The sequence below is a fragment of the Sphingopyxis sp. KK2 genome (genome assembly GCF_001990265.1).
Classification (GTDB): Bacteria; Pseudomonadota; Alphaproteobacteria; order Sphingomonadales; family Sphingomonadaceae; genus Sphingopyxis.
This window is the reverse complement of the sequence record NZ_LYVN01000039.1, coordinates 1-16,557: the sequence shown is the minus strand read 5'-3', so window position 1 is coordinate 16,557 and position 16,557 is coordinate 1. Positions and strand designations below refer to the sequence as shown.

At 67.3% G+C, this 16,557-nt stretch carries 13 protein-coding genes and 1 pseudogene; 9 read left to right on the top strand and 5 right to left on the bottom strand.

Annotated features, from left to right (window positions below):
- Window positions 1-41: 41 nt before the first annotated feature.
- Window positions 42-1,556 (bottom strand): magnesium-protoporphyrin IX monomethyl ester anaerobic oxidative cyclase, encoded by a 1,515-nt coding sequence (gene bchE / locus B1A78_RS08800; protein WP_077146607.1) that lies wholly within the window; start codon window positions 1,554-1,556, stop codon window positions 42-44.
- A gap of 63 nt (window positions 1,557-1,619) precedes the next feature.
- On the opposite strand from bchE, the gene B1A78_RS08795 reads away from it, so the two are divergent.
- The gene (locus B1A78_RS08795; protein WP_077146594.1) at window positions 1,620-1,994 is read left to right on the top strand and encodes a hypothetical protein; all 375 of its coding nucleotides are present in this window, start codon (window positions 1,620-1,622) and stop codon (window positions 1,992-1,994) included.
- Here the strand turns inward: B1A78_RS08795 and B1A78_RS08790 are convergent.
- On the bottom strand, window positions 1,975-2,634 hold the full coding sequence (locus tag B1A78_RS08790; RefSeq protein WP_077146593.1) for an NUDIX domain-containing protein: 660 nt from the start codon (window positions 2,632-2,634) through the stop codon (window positions 1,975-1,977). The genes B1A78_RS08795 and B1A78_RS08790 overlap by 20 nt on opposite strands.
- A gap of 124 nt (window positions 2,635-2,758) precedes the next feature.
- Here B1A78_RS08790 and B1A78_RS08785 point away from each other — a divergent pair, with 124 nt between their 5' ends.
- Both B1A78_RS08785 and B1A78_RS08780 read left to right on the top strand, forming a co-directional pair.
- Window positions 2,759-3,841, top strand: coding sequence for a bifunctional nicotinamide-nucleotide adenylyltransferase/Nudix hydroxylase (locus tag B1A78_RS08785; protein WP_077146592.1), 1,083 nt, complete (start codon window positions 2,759-2,761; stop codon window positions 3,839-3,841).
- Between the two features lie 52 nt (window positions 3,842-3,893).
- Window positions 3,894-5,282 carry a nicotinate phosphoribosyltransferase gene (locus B1A78_RS08780; RefSeq protein ID WP_077146591.1) on the top strand — a complete coding sequence of 463 codons (1,389 nt, stop codon included), beginning with the start codon at window positions 3,894-3,896 and terminating at the stop codon, window positions 5,280-5,282.
- 1 nt (window position 5,283) lies between these two features.
- On the opposite strand, the gene B1A78_RS08775 is transcribed toward B1A78_RS08780, so the two are convergent.
- On the bottom strand, window positions 5,284-7,626 hold the full coding sequence (locus B1A78_RS08775) for a GH92 family glycosyl hydrolase (protein ID WP_077146590.1): 2,343 nt from the start codon (window positions 7,624-7,626) through the stop codon (window positions 5,284-5,286).
- Between the two features lie 10 nt (window positions 7,627-7,636).
- Entirely contained in the window at window positions 7,637-9,781 is a 2,145-nt protein-coding gene (locus B1A78_RS08770) for a S9 family peptidase (protein ID WP_077146589.1), read from the bottom strand.
- Window positions 9,782-9,946: 165 nt separating this feature from the next.
- On the opposite strand from B1A78_RS08770, the gene B1A78_RS08765 reads away from it, so the two are divergent.
- The 5 genes from B1A78_RS08765 to B1A78_RS08745 all read left to right on the top strand — a co-directional run bounded on the left by B1A78_RS08765 (window position 9,947) and on the right by B1A78_RS08745 (window position 15,541).
- The gene (locus B1A78_RS08765) at window positions 9,947-10,324 is read left to right on the top strand and encodes a BlaI/MecI/CopY family transcriptional regulator (protein ID WP_077146588.1); all 378 of its coding nucleotides are present in this window, start codon (window positions 9,947-9,949) and stop codon (window positions 10,322-10,324) included.
- Complete coding sequence (locus B1A78_RS08760) at window positions 10,321-12,045, top strand: M56 family metallopeptidase (RefSeq protein WP_083733990.1); 1,725 nt, start codon at window positions 10,321-10,323, stop codon at window positions 12,043-12,045. Before B1A78_RS08765 ends, B1A78_RS08760 begins: the two co-directional genes overlap by 4 nt.
- Window positions 12,046-12,189: 144 nt before the next feature.
- A complete protein-coding gene (locus tag B1A78_RS08755) occupies window positions 12,190-13,032 on the top strand; it encodes a hypothetical protein (protein WP_077146586.1) in 843 nt (280 codons plus the stop codon).
- On the top strand, window positions 13,029-15,140 hold the full coding sequence (locus B1A78_RS08750) for a TonB-dependent siderophore receptor (protein WP_077146585.1): 2,112 nt from the start codon (window positions 13,029-13,031) through the stop codon (window positions 15,138-15,140). Before B1A78_RS08755 ends, B1A78_RS08750 begins: the two co-directional genes overlap by 4 nt.
- Before the next feature lie 17 nt (window positions 15,141-15,157).
- Window positions 15,158-15,541, top strand: coding sequence for a reverse transcriptase-like protein (locus tag B1A78_RS08745; protein WP_256837537.1), 384 nt, complete (start codon window positions 15,158-15,160; stop codon window positions 15,539-15,541).
- A gap of 4 nt (window positions 15,542-15,545) precedes the next feature.
- Here the strand turns inward: B1A78_RS08745 and B1A78_RS08740 are convergent, their stop codons facing one another.
- Window positions 15,546-16,181: a TetR/AcrR family transcriptional regulator gene (locus B1A78_RS08740; protein WP_077146584.1), complete on the bottom strand. Its 636-nt coding sequence runs from the start codon at window positions 16,179-16,181 to the stop codon at window positions 15,546-15,548.
- 119 nt (window positions 16,182-16,300) lie between these two features.
- On the opposite strand from B1A78_RS08740, the pseudogene B1A78_RS08735 reads away from it, so the two are divergent.
- Window positions 16,301-16,557 (top strand): annotated as a pseudogene (locus B1A78_RS08735) (multidrug transporter); the annotation flags it as partial.

Here is a 16,557-nt window from a genome sequence, read left to right as displayed (position 1 = left end):
GGCTCTCTCAATAGATTGCGGCACGCGGAAGGGAAGGGGCGTCAGGCGGCGCGCGGGCGGCGCTCGACGACCATCGATTCCTCCTCCGCCTCGAGCGTCGCGCCCGCGAACTCGGCAAGCGTCAGGCCGCGGTCGGCGGTGCGGTCGCGGAAGAGGAAACCCATGATCTCGTGGAACCAGACGCGGCGGCCCATGCGGTAATACCAGCGGATCGCGTGGCGGATCTTCGGATCGGGGTTCCATGCCCAGCGGCGGAGCGCGCGCGGGCGAAGCTGTGCCGCCGCCTCGATCGCCTTGACCCAGAGGAAGAGGCGCCAGGGCTTCATCCGGTCCATGCCGAGGACCTGATGCTTGTAATCCCATTTGGTGCGGTCGTCCTGCACGACGCGCCGGTCCGACGCGAGCCCGAAGAAGGGCGTCCAGCGGTGCGGGGTGACGTAGAGCGCCTGTATCTGGTCGGGGTCGTAATCGATGAGCTGTTTGAGCCCGTGCCAGAGGTCGCGGCCGCCCTGATCCGAAAAGCCCGCCACCCACGTGGCCATCGACAGGATATTGTGCTGGCGCAGCAGGCGGATCGCTTCGCGGTCGGCGGCGACGGTGCCGCCCTTGCGGATCAGCTTGAGCGTCGCCTCGTCGGTATTCTCCATGCCGAGCAGGAAGCGTTCGAAGCCCGCCTGTTTGTAGAGGTGGAGGATGTCGGCGTCGCGCACGATGTCGTCGGCGCGGGTCGAGCCGACGAGGGTGACCGAGATGTCTTCGGCGATCAGCGCTTCGAGGAAGGCTTTCCACGGCTTGCGCCCGGCGCTGGGATTTTCGTCGGCGAAGTTGAAGACCTCGACGCCGTGCTCGCGGTGGAGATGCGCGATTTCGGCGGCGAGCTTTTGCGGATCGCGGTGGCGCCAGCGGGTCCAGAAACCGCGCTGGCCGCAATAATTGCACAGATGCGGGCAGCCGCGCGAGAACTGGACGACGACCGCGCGCTTGCCGCCCCAATAGGAGTATCGGCTGTGGTCGATCAGCTCCCAGCCGATGCGGTGCGCGTCGAGATCGGCGATCGCGGCGGCGGGCGGCGTGGCGACCGCGCGGCCGCCGGCATCGCGGAAGGCGAGGCCGCGGATGGCGTCGATCGGCGCCTGCGCGCGCAGCGCCGCGAAGAGCGCAGCGCCGGTTGCCTCGCCCTCGCCGCGCACGATGATGTCGACGTTCGGGTCGGCGGCGAGGATGTCGCGCCAGTGATAGGTCGGGTGGACGCCGCCATAGACGATGGCGGCGTTGGGCAGCGCGGCGCGGATCATCGCGGCGACCGCGCTGATGATCGGCTGCGCCGAGGAAGAGCCCGAATGGCCGAAGAGGACGGCGTCGGGGGCGAAGGCGGCGATGTCGGCGGCGAGCGTATCGAGCGGGACGGGACCGAATTCGCCGTCGAACAGGCGCACGTCGTGGCCGTCGTCGATCAGCGGGCCGCCGACGCAGAGCAGGCCGAGCGGAGGGAGATGTTCGTCGGGGATGCGGCTGCCGATGGCGGGATGCGGGACGTTGACCAGGGCAATGCGCATCGACATTCTCTCCATCGGATGCGGCCGGTATATCAGCGGCATGGCGAAGCGCGAGGGGGAATGATGGACAGGGATGCGCTGCTGATCCGTTATCGGGTGATGAGCGACATACGGCTGCATTTCAGCCGGCTCTATTTTGCCGTCGTCGCCTTTTCGATCCTGCTGACAGCGGCGTTGTGGGCGCTGTTCCCGGTGGTCGAGGCGCTCGCACTGATCGGCTGGGTGCCGGTGGCAGGGGCGTTCGTCGCGCACCGCCTGTTGCTGCGCGAGCGGTCGGCGTTCGCGGCGATGACGGCGGCGTGGCGCGCGCTGAGCGGCGAGGCGGAGCCGGCACGCGCGCGGTCGGCGCCGGGGGCGATGGCGCTGGTGCTGGTCGGGGAGGTTCTGGCGGGGCTGGTTCTGGCGGGGATCGGCGCGATCAACTGGCTCGCGGCTTGACGCGATAGAGTTCTGCGGGGCGGAAAGCGCCGCCGCTTTCCTTTTCGCCGGTGCCTTCGATCCAGCCGGTGTCGATCATCCGGCGGCGGAAAGCGGGCTTGTTGAGCGAGATGCCGAGGATCGCTTCATGAACGTCCTGCAAGGCGCGCAGCGTGAAACGCGGCGGGAGCAGGGCGAAAGCGACAGGGGCATAGTCAAGCTTGCCGCGCAGGCGCGTGGCGGCGTGATCGATGATCGTGCGGTGGTCGAAGGCGAGCGGTGGCAGCGTATCGAGCGGCGCCAACATCAGGTCGCTGCGCGCGGCGAGTGGGGCGGACAGCTCGGCGGCGGGTAGCAAGGCGAAATAGGCGATGGTGACGATGCGCATCCGCGGGTCGCGGCCAGGGTCGCCGAAGCTGTAGAGCTGTTCGAGCCAGGCATCTTTAAGCCCGGCCTTGTCGGCGAGGATGCGCTGCGCGGCGTCGTCGAGGCTTTCGTCGATCCCGACGAAGCCGCCGGGGAGCGCCCACTCGTCCTTGTGCGGCGCCTCACTGCGCCGCTGGAGCAGAACCGCCAGATGGCCGTTCTGCACGGTCATCAGGACGAGATCGACGGTTACGGCGAGCGGCGGGAAGGCGCCGGGATCATAGGATTGTGACATGGTTGCCAGCTTATATCTTGACTAGATATATGTCAAATGCATATAAGTAGGTCAGCGGCATCGAATCGGAGTCGTTTCGTTTCCGGGGAGTCCGGGAAGATAAGGATCGAGGGAGTCTCGAACGATGGTCCATGACAGTGCAAAGGGTGGGGCCGATTTCGGCGTCTTTATCGGACGCTTTCAACCGCTTCATATCGGGCATGAGCATGTCATCCGCCAGGCGCTGGGCCAGGTCGGGCGGCTGATCGTCCTGATCGGATCGGCGAATGTCGCGCGCGACCCGCGCAATCCCTTCACCTTCGACGAACGCGCCGCGATGCTGCGCGCCGCCTTTCGGCACGAGATTGCCGAGGAACGGCTGATCGTCGAACCGCTCGACGATCATCTCTATTCGGACACCGCCTGGGTGACCGAGGTTCAGCGGCGGGTGAACCGCATCATCCTTGACGTCGGCAACGGACATGGCTTCGGCAGCCACGGGCTCGCCGATTTCACGGTCGCGCTGACCGGCTATGGCAAGGATGCGTCCTCCTATTATCTCCGGCTGTTTCCCGAATGGGACAATATCCAGATCGACAGCCAGTACGGCACCTTCAGTTCGACCGATGTGCGGCGGCGCTTTTTCCAGCGCATCCCCGAAGTGCCTGCGTCGATCCTGACCCCCGACGTGGCGGCGTGGATGGAGGCGTTCAAGCTGGGCGAGACCTTCCGCACCCTGCTCAAAGAGAGCGAGTATCTCGCCGACTACCCCGAGCAGTGGGGCAAGGGGCCGTTCGTCACCGCCGACGCGGTAGTCGTCCAGTCTGGCCACATCCTGCTCGTCGAGCGCGGACGGCTGCCGGGCAAGGGGTTGCTTGCGCTGCCCGGCGGCTTCGTCGACGCGGGCGAACGCATCCGCGACGCGGCGATCCGCGAACTGCGCGAGGAAACAGGGATCAGCGACGGCAAGGGGCAGATCCCGCCCGCGATGCTCGCGAGCTTCATCGAGGATCATCGCACGCGGGTGTTCGATGCCCCGAACCGCAGTCTGCGCGGTCGCGTGATCACCCACGCCTATCTGTTCCGCCTGCCCGAGCGGCGTAAGCTGTTCGCGGTGAAGGGCGGCGACGATGCGGCGCATGCACGCTGGTACCGGCTCGGCGACCTTCGCCCCGAGATGTTCTTTGAAGACCATTGGTCGATCATCGAAGAGATGGCCGACCTGTAATCCCGTGGCGGGGGAGTCCCGCCGACATCGAGACATGTGAGGAGTTCACATCATGAAAAACCCGATCCTGGCGACCGACAGCTACAAGCAGAGCCACTATCTGCAATATCCGCCCGAGGCGCGCGTGATCAGCGCCTATGTCGAAGCGCGGCCGAACCCCTTTTCCGACAGTACCGTCTTTCTGGGGTTGCAGCCCTTGCTGCTCGACTATTTCACGCAGGCGGTGACGCGCGCCGACATCGACGAGGGCGAGGCGATCTGCATGGCGCACGGCGTGCCGTTCAACCGTGCGGGGTGGGAGGCGATCGTTGCCGACCATGGCGGTTACCTGCCGCTCGAGATCAAGGCGCTGCCCGAAGGGATGATCGTGCCCACGGGAGTGCCGCTGGTGCAACTTGAGAACACCGACCCGCGCATGCCTTGGCTGACGACCTTCATCGAGACCGCGATGCTGCGCGCGATCTGGTATCCGACGACGGTTGCGACCCTGAGCTGGAAGTGCAAAAAAGTGATCCGCGCCGGGCTGGAAAAGAGCAGCGACGACGTGGAGGGGCAACTGCCCTTCAAGCTCCACGACTTCGGCGCGCGCGGCGTGTCCTCTGCCGAAAGCGCGGGGCTGGGTGGCATGGCGCATCTGGTCAATTTCCAGGGCACCGACACGATGGAGGCGCTGCTCGCGGCGCGGCGCTATTATGGCGCGGACATGGCGGGATTTTCTATCCCGGCGGCCGAACATAGCACGATGACGAGCTGGGGCCGGGCGCGCGAGGAGGACGCCTATCGCAACATGCTCGACCGGTTCGAGGGCGAAGGGCGGATCGTCGCGGTCGTTTCCGACAGCTACGACCTCGACGCCGCGGTCGCGGGCATCTGGGGCGGCAGCCTGCGTGACAAGGTGTTGGGCCGGCATGGTACGCTCGTTGTGCGCCCCGACAGCGGCGACCCGATCGAAACCCCGCTCCGCACGGTCAAGACCTTGTGGGACAAGTTCGGCGGGACGGTGAACTCCAAGGGTTACCGCGTGCTCGACCCGCATGTCCGGGTGATCCAGGGCGACGGCATGACCGAGAGCAGCATCGGGCGGCTGGTCGCACGGATGATTGAGGAGGGCTTTGCGATCGACAATATCGCCTTCGGCATGGGCGGCGGCATGTTGCAGCATGTCAATCGCGACACGCTGCGCTTTGCGATGAAGGCCAATGCGATGCAGGACGATCGCGGCGAGTGGCGCGACGTGTTCAAGATGCCGAGCACCGACCCCGGCAAGGCGAGCAAGGCCGGGCGGCAGGCGGTGGTTATGCGCGAAGGGCGCATGGTTGCGGCGCGGCTCGACAGTGTCGCGGCGGGTGAGGATCTGCTGGTGCCGGTGTGGTGCAACGGCGAAATGCTGGTGCGGCACGACTTCGACGCGGTGCGGGCGCGGTCCGAGACGCGCGCCTGAACTATTTCGCGGTCGACATCGAATAGGGCCTCGCCTCCGCCGGCTTGCCCCACGCCTTGTTCGGGGTCGGCTGCATCGTGAAGCGCAATGTGCCGCCGGCGCGGATTTCGGCGTCGGTGATCCAGCTGCGCGCGAGCGGCCTGCCATTGAGTTCGACCTTGCCGACATAGGGGTTGGCGTCCGACAGCCCGATCGTCTCGACGGTGAAGCTTTTGCCGTTGGGCAGCGCCAGCACCGCGCGGTCGACGAAGGGGCGGCCGAGGACATATTGGTTCGACGCGGGGGCGACGGGGTAAAAGCCGAGACCGGTGAAGAGCAGCCATGCCGACATCTGGCCGAGGTCGTCATTGCCCGACAGGCCGTCGGGGGTGGGCTTGTACTGGCTGTCGACGATCTGCTTCAGCCGCTCCTGCGTGCGCCACGGCGCGCCAGCGTAGTTGTAGAGATAGGCGACATGGTGGCTCGGCTCGTTGCCGTGGATATATTGGCCGATCAGGCCCGCGATATCCTCGGCGTGGCTGTAGTCGAGCTTGCTGTTGTCATAGTCGAACATCGCGTCGAGCTTGGCGACGGCCTTGTCGTCTCCGCCGAGGATGCGGAAGAGCGCGGCCTGATCCTGCGGCACGAACCATGAATATTGCCAGGCATTGCCTTCGGTATAGTCCGAGCCGTAATTGATCGCGGTGGGGTCGAAGGGGGTGCGGAAGCTGCCGTCGGCCTTGCGCGCGCGCAGCCAGCCGGTCTTGGCATCGAAACTGTTCCGCCAATAGCCGGCACGTTTGTAGAAGCGGTCGGCAATGTCGGTGCGGCCCATTTTTTCGGCCATGCGCGCGATGGTCCAGTCGTCATAGGCATATTCGACGGTCTTCGACGCGGCTTCGGGCTCGCGGTCGATCGGTACATAGCCGCGCTTCATATGGTCGCCGAGCCCGCCGTAGGGCGCATATTCGGCGCTGGCGACCATGGCGTCGAGCGCATCATCGGCGCCGAAATCGCCGAGGTCTTTCATATAGGCGTCGGCGATGACGGGGACCGCGTGATAGCCGATCATTGTCCAGGTCTCGCGCCCGTGGAACTGCCAGACGGGCAAGATGCCGTGCGGGCTGTGGCGCTGGCTCGCGAGAAGCGACTGGACGACGTCGGTCGTCGTCGCCTCGGGCTGGACGAGGGTGAGCAGGGGATGCTGGGCGCGGAAGGTGTCCCAGAGCGAGAAGGTCGAGCGGAAGCTGAAGTCCTTCGCGACATGGACGGCGTCGTCGGGACCGCGATAGCGGCCGTCGACGTCGCTCCAGATGCTGGGGGCGAGCAGGCTGTGGTAGAGCGCGGTATAAAGGTTGGTGCGCATCGGCGCGGGCGCCTCGATCTGCACCGCACCGAGCGCCTGACGCCAGGCGCCCTCGGTGCGGGCGCGAACCTGATCGAAACCCGCACCCTCCTTTTCGGCGGCGTCGAGATTGGCGATCGCGCCCGCCTCGTCGACCCCCGAGATGGCGACGCGCACCTCGAGCGGGTTTTTGAGTTCGCCGAAGTCGAAGCGCGCCTCGAGCGCCTTGCCGAGCTTTTCGGCGAGCGCGTCGCTGCCGCGGCCCGGGCCCTGAAAGCCCTTATACGGAATCTTCTCGTCGCGATCGAGGAAGGCGTGGCCATAGAGCGGGTGCGAGAAGCGCATCGCGAAATAGAGCTTGCGCCCCGGCGCCCAGCCGCGCGTCTCGCGAAAGCCGGTGATCGTGCCGTCGGCATGGCGGCGCAGCCCCGACCAGAGGATCTTGCCCGGATAGTCGTAGAGCGACGAACGCAGGTCGAGGAGGAGATGCGCCTCCTGCCCAGCGGGGAAGCGGTAGCGGTGGATGCCGACGCGGGTGCCGGCGGTGAGCTCGGCGCGGATGCCGCTGTCGGCGAGGGTGATGGCATAATAGCCGGGGCTGGCCTTTTCCGTCGCGTGATCGAAGCGCTGGCGATAGCCCGAGCCGGGCTTCTTCGGATCGCCGGGGTCGAGCTGGACGCTGGCAATTGGGCCCACCTGCGGCATGACGAGGAAGTCGCCGAGATCCGAATGGCCGGCGCCCGAGAAATGGGTGTGGCTGAAGCCCTGGATCGTCGGGTCGTTGTATGAATAGCCCGCGGCATTGGCGTAGCAGTCGCGGATCTGGCACGTCGCGTCGGTGTCGGGCGAGAGCTGGACCATGCCGAAGGGTGCGGTGGCACCGGGGAAAGTATGGCCTTCGGGGCCGGTGCCGATCATCGGATCGACGAAGGTCAGCACATCGGGTGCGGGTTCCTGTGCCGCGCCGGGGATGGCCAGCGCGGCGAGGAAGAGGGCGGCGGCGGTGACGGCGCTTTTCATGGGCGCCGCCTCACTCGCCCGCGGGGCGCGTCCAGCCCTTCCGGTATTTTTCGAACCAGGCGAGGATCGCCGACGCCTTGGCCGCCGATTGCGACGGGCGTGCGGCGATGCCGCCGTGGCTGGCGCCGGGGATCTTGATCAACGCGGTCGGCACGCCGCGCAGACGCAGCGCGGTATAATATTGCTCGGACTCGCTGACCGGGGTGCGATAATCCTCGGCGCCGACGATCACCATCGTCGGGGTCTCGACGTTGCCGACGAGCGACAGCGGCGACAGCGACCAGAAGAGTTCGGGCTTTTCCCACGGTTCGGCGCCGAGCCAATAGGGGCCGAAGAAGCCGGGGCCGTCGGCGGTGAGCGCCTGCGTCGTCCAGTTGATGACGGGTTTTTGCGTGACCGCGGCCTTGAAGCGCTTGGTCTTCCCCACGATCCAGCTGGTCAGCACGCCGCCGCCCGAGCCGCCGGTGACGAAAAGCGCATCGGGATCGGCGATGCCGAGCTCGACCGCGCGGTCGACGATGCTGATGAGGTCGAAATAGTCGTTGCCCGGATAGGCCTTGTCGATTTCCTTCGCGAAGGCGGCGCCATAGCTGGTCGAGCCGCGCGGGTTCGACGAGAGGACGGCGTAACCCGACGCGGCATAGAGCTGGTTGTCGGTCGAGAAATGCGGGCCATAGGCGGTGAAGGGGCCACCGTGGATTTCGAGGATCAGCGGCACGCGCTGCCCTTCGCGATAGCCCGGCGGCAGCGTCAGCCAGCCCTCGATCGTCTTGCCGTCATGGCTGGAGGCAGTCGTGATCTTGCGGACCTCGCCGAGCGATTTCACTTCGCGCAAAGACCGGTTGAGATCGGTGAGGATGCGCGATGTGCCGCCGCGATCGAGCTGGACCTCGGCGGGGCGCGTCGCGGTGCCGCCGGTGAAGGCGATCGCGCCGCCGTCGGAGACGGTGAAGCTGCCGCCGGTGTAAGGCCGGTCGATCCCGCCGCCCGACAGCCCCGATGCGACCTTGCGCACCGATCCGTCGAGCCCGATGCGCGCGATATAGGTTTCGCCATGGTCGTCATATTGCGCGTAGAGCGACTTGCCGTCGGCGGACCATTGCACCGCATCGACGCTGTAATCCCAGTTTGCGGTCAGGCTGCGCTTGCCCGATCCGTCGCGGTTCATGACGTAGAGCTGGTTGTTCTCATAGGCGCTCATCCGGTCGTCGAAGCCGACCCAGGCGATCTTGCCGCCGTCGGGCGAGACGAGCGGATTCGCGTCGGGGCCGTTGCGGTCGGTGAGCGCGGTGACCCCGCCGCTCGCGACGTCAAGCGCGTAGATTTCGCTTTCGACCGGGTCGCGTTCCCAGTCGGGCTTGCGGTTCGCGGCGAAATAGAGCGTGCGCCCGTCGCGCGACCAGCTCAGGGGGCCGCCGTCGTGATAGGGGCCGAAAGTGAGCTGGCGCGGCGCGCCGCCGGTGGCGGGGACAAGGAAGATCTTCTCGAAACCCGGTTCGAGATAGCCGGCGCCGTCGGCGCGGTAGGTGAGCAGGTCGCGGACCTCGAGCGGCTCGGCCCATTGCGCCCCCTCGGGCTTGTTCTTCGGTGCCGAGCCGAAGGACGGACCGTCGTCCTTGACGAGCATCGTGTAGGCGATCGACTTGCCGTCGGGCGACCAGGCGAGCGAGGAGGGGCTGGTGGGGAGGCCGGTGAGGCGGACAGCTTCGCCGCCGTCGAGCCAGTGGACCCAGAGCTGTGCGCTGCCGCCCTCGGTCGAGGCGAAGGCGAGTCGCTTGCCGTCGGGCGACCAGCGCGGCGAGAAGGCGCCGCCGCTGCGGCCCGCGAGCGGGGTTTCGGCGCCGGTCGTGGTGTCGATCAGCCAGATCGAGCTCAGCGCGCGGTCGGACATGATGTCGTTCTGGCGACGGACATAGGCGATATGGCGCCCGTCGGGGCTGATCTGCGGATCGGAGGCGATCGCGAGGTCGAACAGGTCGGCGCCGGTCAGGCGGCGTTCGGGCGCGGTGCGCGCGCTGCCGGTTGCGGAGGCCGACATCGGCGCCTGTGCGGCGGGCGTTTCGGTCGCGGCGGGCGCGGGCGCGGCGTCCTGGGCGGCGGCGGACTGGGCGGCGAGGGCGAGGAGGCTGGCCCCCAGAATCGCGAGTTTACGCATAGATATCATGCCCCTTGTTCGACTGGATGGCGCGGGTCTGAACCTTAAGCGGCGGGCGGTCAACCGGGTCTCCCGAGGCCGGTCTGTATTATTCGAATAAAACCCCTTGCCAAGGTCGCGCTACAAATGTAGCACGCTACAAATGTAGCGCATGAGGTGATTCGAATGTTGTCCAGTTTGCCGCCGCGGGAACGCGAAATCGTCGACATCCTCTATGAGCGCGGCGCGTCCACGGTCACCGAGATCGGCGAGGCGCTGGCCGACGAACTGTCGGGCTCGGCGATCCGTGCGATGCTCAAGCGGCTCGAGGCCAAGGGCTTTGTGGCGCGCGAGGCATCGGATCGCGGCTTCCTCTATGCGCCGAGCGTTCCCGAAAAGGCGGCGAGCAAGTCGGCGCTGGGACAGGTGGTGCGCGTCTTCTTCAACGGATCGGCGACGAGCGCCGCTGCCGCCTTGCTCGGCATGCAGGACGAGATGAGCGGGTCCGAACTCGACGAGCTGGAAAAACTGATCGCGCAGGCGCGCGAAGGGAGGGCAAAATGATGCCGGACATGATGATCGATGGCGCCGCACTGCTGGGCCTGGCGTGGAAATCGGCGGCGGTCGCGGGCGGCACGCTGTTGCTGCTGCGGCTTGCGCGATCGCGCTCGTCGGGCGAACGCTCGATGATCGCGCATAGCGGGCTGTTCGCGCTGCTCGCGCTGCCCGCCGCGATCCTGCTGCTCCCGACATGGGCGCCGCTGCCCGCCGAATGGTTCGCCGCGGCAGCACCGGCGGCGCTCGCCGCGAGCGATCTTGCGACAACAGGGGGACCGGTGGCGGATATCGCCGTGCCCGCCACGACCTCAGTCCCTGTCGTGGTGGATGCGGGCGGTTCGCCGCCGGTCGTGCTGGCGTCGCTCGGCGACGTCGCGCCCTTTCTTTATGCGATCCCGCTCGTCCTGCTGTTCGGCGTGATGTTGCTCGCGGTGGTCCGGCTGTTCGCGATGCGCGGCCGCGCCGAGGTGCTGGTGCAGCCGTCGTGGCTGTCGGCGCTCGCCGAGGCGCAGCGGCGCATGGGGTTCAAACATGGCACCGCGCTCTTGGTGAGCGAGGAATTGCGCTCGCCGATCAGCTGGGGCGTGCTGCGCCCGACGATCGTGCTGAGCCCCAAGGCGGTGCAGGCGACCGGCGAGGCCGAGGCGATCATTGCGCATGAACTGGCGCATGTGGCGCGGCTCGACTGGGCAAAGCTGCTCGGCGCGCGCGTCGCCTGCGCGGTCTTCTGGTTCAACCCCTTCGTCTGGATGCTGGCGCGCGAGAGTCACCAGCTGCGCGAGGAAGCCGCGGACGACGCGGTGCTGATGGCCGACATCGACGGCCCCGATTATGCGACTTTGCTGGTCGGCGCGGCGCGCCACGACAATAAGGCTGCTTTGTTGGCCGCGCATGGCGTCGCGCCTGCCAAGAGCAGCCTGAAGCGGCGGATCACCCGCGTGCTCGACGGCAGCCTGAAGCGCGGGCCGGCGAGCAGCGGCTGGATGCTGGGCAGCCTGTTGCTGCTGGTCGGGCTGACGGTGCCGCTCGCGGCCTTCTCGGCGACCGCGCCCGAGGCGCAACAGGCCGCCGAGACGGCGCGCGCGGTTGCGGTCGTCGCACAGGAAAAGGCGCTTGTTTCGGCGCAGTCGGCCAAGGCCGCGCAGGCGGTCGCCGAGGATGAGGCCGCCACCGCGCGGCAGGAGAAGCTGACCGCCGAACAATTGGTGAGCATGCGCGCGGTCGGCGTGACGCCCGCCTATATCGAGGAAATGCGCGCGAGCGGCGGGTCGATCGACGCCGACGACGTGATCGCCGCCAAGGCGTCGGGGGTCGACGCCGCCTATATCGCGCAGATGCGCCGACTGTTCCCGCGCGCCGATGTCGGCGACATGATCGGCGCCGCGGCGGTCGGGGTCGATGTCTCCTATGCGCGCGAGATCCAGTCCTATTTCCCCAACGTCAATCTCGACGACCTGACCGGGATGCGCGCGATGGGGGTCGATGGCGCCTATATTCGCGACATGCGCAAATCGGGGGTGTCGCTGCGCGATCCCGAGGATGCGATCGCGCTCCGCGCGGTCTCGCCGCCGCGCCGGCCGCACGACGCGAAGGGTCCCAAGGGTCCGAAATCGGCCACCGTCCGCGTCGGTCCCGGCGGGGTGATCGAGGCACGGTCGGCCGACGGGAAGGTCGCGCGGATCGAAATCCCCGAAGCGCCCGAACCGCCGGAGCCGCCCGAATATTGATGGCCGGGCCTTTGCCCGTGCCCGACCCCTGACGTCCGGACGTTCGTCCGCACCAACAGGTCACTGATCGAAAGTTTCTTTTGAAACGTCGTTGCGGCGGCGAGCGGGGACGCTCGTCTGGCGCACGAAGGGAGGAGTGTTGCCATGAAGAAGATGATCATCGTGTCGAGCCTGGCCTTGATGTCGGTGCTGGCGTGCGCCGGACCCGGCCAGCCGGCGACCGCTGCGGCCCAGGAAAAGGGCGAGGTCCGCTGGACCGTCGAGGCCGATGCCGGCAAGGCGGGGGCGCCCAAGCTGCGGCTCGAGCATCGCAAGTCGAGCAGCGACCTGTCGCTCGACGATGCGCTTGCGGCGAAGCGGCCCGAGTTCGACGGTGCGCGCACAGCGCTCGGCGGCAGCGGGCCGGTGCGGTTTTCGGTGGCGCATGAATCGGGCACGCTCGACTGCACGGGTACGCTGACGCGCGCTTTTGCGGGACGCGGGACGTGCAGCTTTGCGCCCGATGCGGAGTTCGAGCGGGCGCTCGCGGCGCGCGGACTGACGCCCGGGAAGCGCGACGACCTGTTCGCGATGCTGATCGTCGATGCGACGATCGAGCTCGCCGACGGGCTGGCGGCAGAAGGGGTGAAGCCCAAGGACGCCGACGACCTGATCGCGGCCGGCGCGCTCGAGGTGACCCCCGAATTCGTGCGCGGCTTCAAGGGCACGTCGCTGGCGCTCGGCAAGATCGACGATGCCGTCGCCTTTCGCGCGCTGGGGGTGACGGGCGACTATGCCCGCGACCTCAACGCGGCAGGCTTTTCGAAACTGTCGGTCGAGGATGCGACGGCGATGAAGGCGCTGGGCGTCACCGGCGACTATGTGCGCGAGCTGGCGGCGGCGGGATATGAAGACTTATCGGCAGAGGATGTGATCGGGATGAAGGCGATGGGCGTGACCGGGGCTTATGCGAAGGCGATGAACCGCCGCGCGGAGGCGGCCCGGTGAGAATCGCAGCCAGCTTTATCGCGATCGCGGCGGTGCTCGTCGCGATGCCCGCGGCGGCGCAGGATGTCCCGTCGAGCGAAGCCCCGCCGACCGGCGACACCCCGCCGCCTGTCGCCACAGAGGTCCCCGCAGGCGCCGCAACGACCGCGCGGCAGGTCTACACGCCCGCCGACTTCGCGCGCTACGCGCCGAAAAACGCCTATGACATGGTCAACCAGCTTCCCGGCTTCGCGATCCGCGACAACGAGAATCTGCGCGGGCTGGGGCAGGCGACGGGCAATGTCCTGTTCAACGGCGAGCGGCCATCGAACAAGGGCGACGACATGTATACGCAACTGACGCGTATCCCCGCCGGCAATGTCGAGCGGATCGAGATCGTCGACGGCGCGACGCTCGATATCCCTGGCCTGTCGGGACAGGTCGCCAATATCGTCTATCGCGCCGCGAGCTTCTCGGGCCAGTTTTCGTGGAAACCCGAATTTCGCGCCCATTATACCGACCCGCTGTTCACGCGCGGCGACGTGTCGATCCGCGGGCGCTCGGGCGACCTCGAATATGAGGCGGCGCTCAACAATGACGAATCGGCGCGCAGCGGCGCGGGCGGCCCGACGATCATCTATGACGGCGCGGGCAATGTCATCGAGCAGCGCAAGGATATCTGGAACACCCATTATGACACGCCCAAGCTGTCGGGGCGCGTCACCTGGGACCCGGCGGGCGACACGGTCGCCAATTTCGGCGGCCATTATCAGCGCAAATATGACCGCTATTATGAGGATGGCGTGCGTACCGGTCCCGGCCAGCCCGACCGGGTGCGCACGGTGTACGAGAATGCCGACAGCTGGAATTACGAGCTCGGCGGCGATTTCCAGTTCCGCGCCGGTCCGGGCAAATTGAAGTTGATCGGGTTGCGGCGGTTCAGCCACGAACCCTATTTGCAGGAAATCGTCACGACACCCGAGGGCGGCATCGCCACCGGCGACCGCTTTGCGCAGACCGGCGACCTCGGCGAGACGATCGCGCGCGGCGAATATCAGTGGAAGATGTTCGGCGGCGACTGGCAGCTGTCGGGCGAGGCGGCGTTCAATACGCTCGACAATGTCGCGTCGATCGCGGTGCTCGACCCGTCGGGCGCGTTCGTCGACGTGCCATTCCCAGGCGGCACCGGCGGGGTCAGCGAGGATCGTTACGAAGGGCTACTGAGCTTCGGGCGCAAGCTGACGAACAAATTGTCGTTCCAGATCATCGCGGGCGCCGAACATTCGACGATCACCCAGACCGGGATCAACGGCCTGACGCGCACCTTTTTCCGGCCCAAGGGGTCGCTGTCGCTCGCCTGGACCCCGACCGCCGATTTCGACGTGTCGCTGAAGATCCGGCGGCGCGTGCTGCAGCTGTCCTTCTATGACTTTCTAGCGCGCGCCTTCCTCAACGACGGCAACCAGAATGAGAGCAACAACGACCTGAGGCCGCAGCAGGACTGGAGTTACGAGGCCGAGATCAACAAGAAGTTCGGCGCCTGGGGATCGACCAAGATCAACCTGATCTATCGCGACGTCGAGGACCGCGTCGATGTCGTGCCGGTCCCGGGCGGCGGCGAGGCGGTGGGCAATATCGCCAAGGCGAAGGCGGGAGCGATCGACTGGACCTCGACGATCAACATGGACCCTGCGGGCATCAAGGGCATGAAGTTCGAGACGCGCGTGCTGTTCCAGAAAAGTTCGCTGCGCGATCCTTTCACCCTCGAGAAACGGCAGTGGAGCGGGTTTACCGATACCGTGATCGAACTGGGCACGCGGTACGATATTCCGGGCAGCGATATCGCCCTGGGCGCGAGTGCCAATTATTCCCACAACCAGCCCAATTACCGGCGCAACCAGATCGACCGGACGTGGGAGGGGCCGTGGTTCGCCGCCGCCTATGTCGAGCACAAGAATGTCGCGGGGCTGACCGTGCGGGCGCAGATCGCCAACGCGCTGAATGCCCGATCGCGGCGCGACCGCACCGTCTATACCGGGGTGCGCGGGCAAAGCGATATCGCCTTCGTCGAGGAGCGCGACCGGCTGATCGGCCCGGTCTTCGCTTTCTCGGTGCGCGGAAAGTTCTGAGCCGCTAGACGGGACGGGTGACCAGGGCCCGGACCAAAATATATTTCGACGGCGGTGCGCGGCCCAATCCGGGGACGATCGAGATCGCCGTCGTCTGCGGCGGGGTGGCGCGTGTCGAAAGCGACGCGGGGCAGGGCGGCAGCGGTGACGCCGAATGGCTGGCGCTGATCGCGGCGTTGCGGCTGGCGCAGGCGCGGGGCCTGACCGGCTTCGTGCTGCTCGGCGATGCGGCGGGGGTGGTGGCGCAGGCGAATGGCGTAGCGCCGGCGCGCGGATCGGCGGCGGCGCATCTTGCGACGTTCCGGGCGCTGGTCGGCGACGGACCCGCGCCGCGCATCCGCCATGTCGGGCGCGCGCAGAATCTGGCGGGGATCGCGCTCGCAAAGCGGCATCCGCGCTGAGCGGTCAGCGCGTCTCGGGCCCCCAGGCGCGGTAGAAGGTGGCGACCGCGACATCGACCTCGGCGGCGAGGCGCGCGGTTTCGCGGCCTTCGGGCAGGCCGAGCACGGCATGCTGGTAGAGGCCCGACTGGCAGAGCCCCGCGAAGTGGCGGACCGCCTGCATCGGGTCGCCCGTCCGCAGCTCGCCGCGCGCCATCTTCGCGGCGACCCAGACGGCGGCGCGCGCCTTGCCGCGGCGCGGGCCGCGGTCGTAGAAGGTTTCGGCAAGATGCGGGAAACGCTCGGCCTCGCCGACGACGAGGCGGAAGAGCGACAGCAGCGGCGTCGAAATGAGCGTCGTCATCAGGACGTTGCCGAAGCGCGTGAGCACGTCGACGACGGGTTCGTCGACGGGCAGGTCGACGTGCAGCGCCTTGCCATAGTCGCCGACGATATCGTCGACCACCGCCGCGAACAGATCCTCTTTCGACGGAAAATAGGTCCAGAGCGTCGTCTTCGACCCGCCGACCTTCGCGGCGATCGACGACATGGTGGTGCCGCTGTAGCCGTTCGCGAAGAAGAGGGTGCGCGCGGCATCGACGAACGCCTTGCGCCGCGCGGCGGCGGCATCGTCGAGGGTGACCGTACTGTCTGGTATCATTTCGATTGACAACTTATCGTTCCGGGTTCATCTGCGCATGATACCAGCTAGTATCGTTGGACGCCATGCCCCAAAGATTTTTTCTGACAACCGCGCTTTTCGGCCTGCTTGCGGGCTGCGTGAGCACCCCCGACGTCGGTCCGAAACCCGTCCCCGTCGCTGCCGAGTCGCTCGCCTCGAGCACATCCTTTGCCGACGCGACCGGCCAGTGGCCCGCCGAGGGCTGGTGGCAGGCCTATGGCGACGCGCAGCTGACGGCGCTGATCGACGAGGGGCTGGCAGGATCGCCCGACGTCGCGATCGCCGCGGCGCGGGTGCGTGCCGCCGATGCGCTGGCGCAGCAGGCGGGCGCCGCGCTCGGCCCGCGCATCGGGGT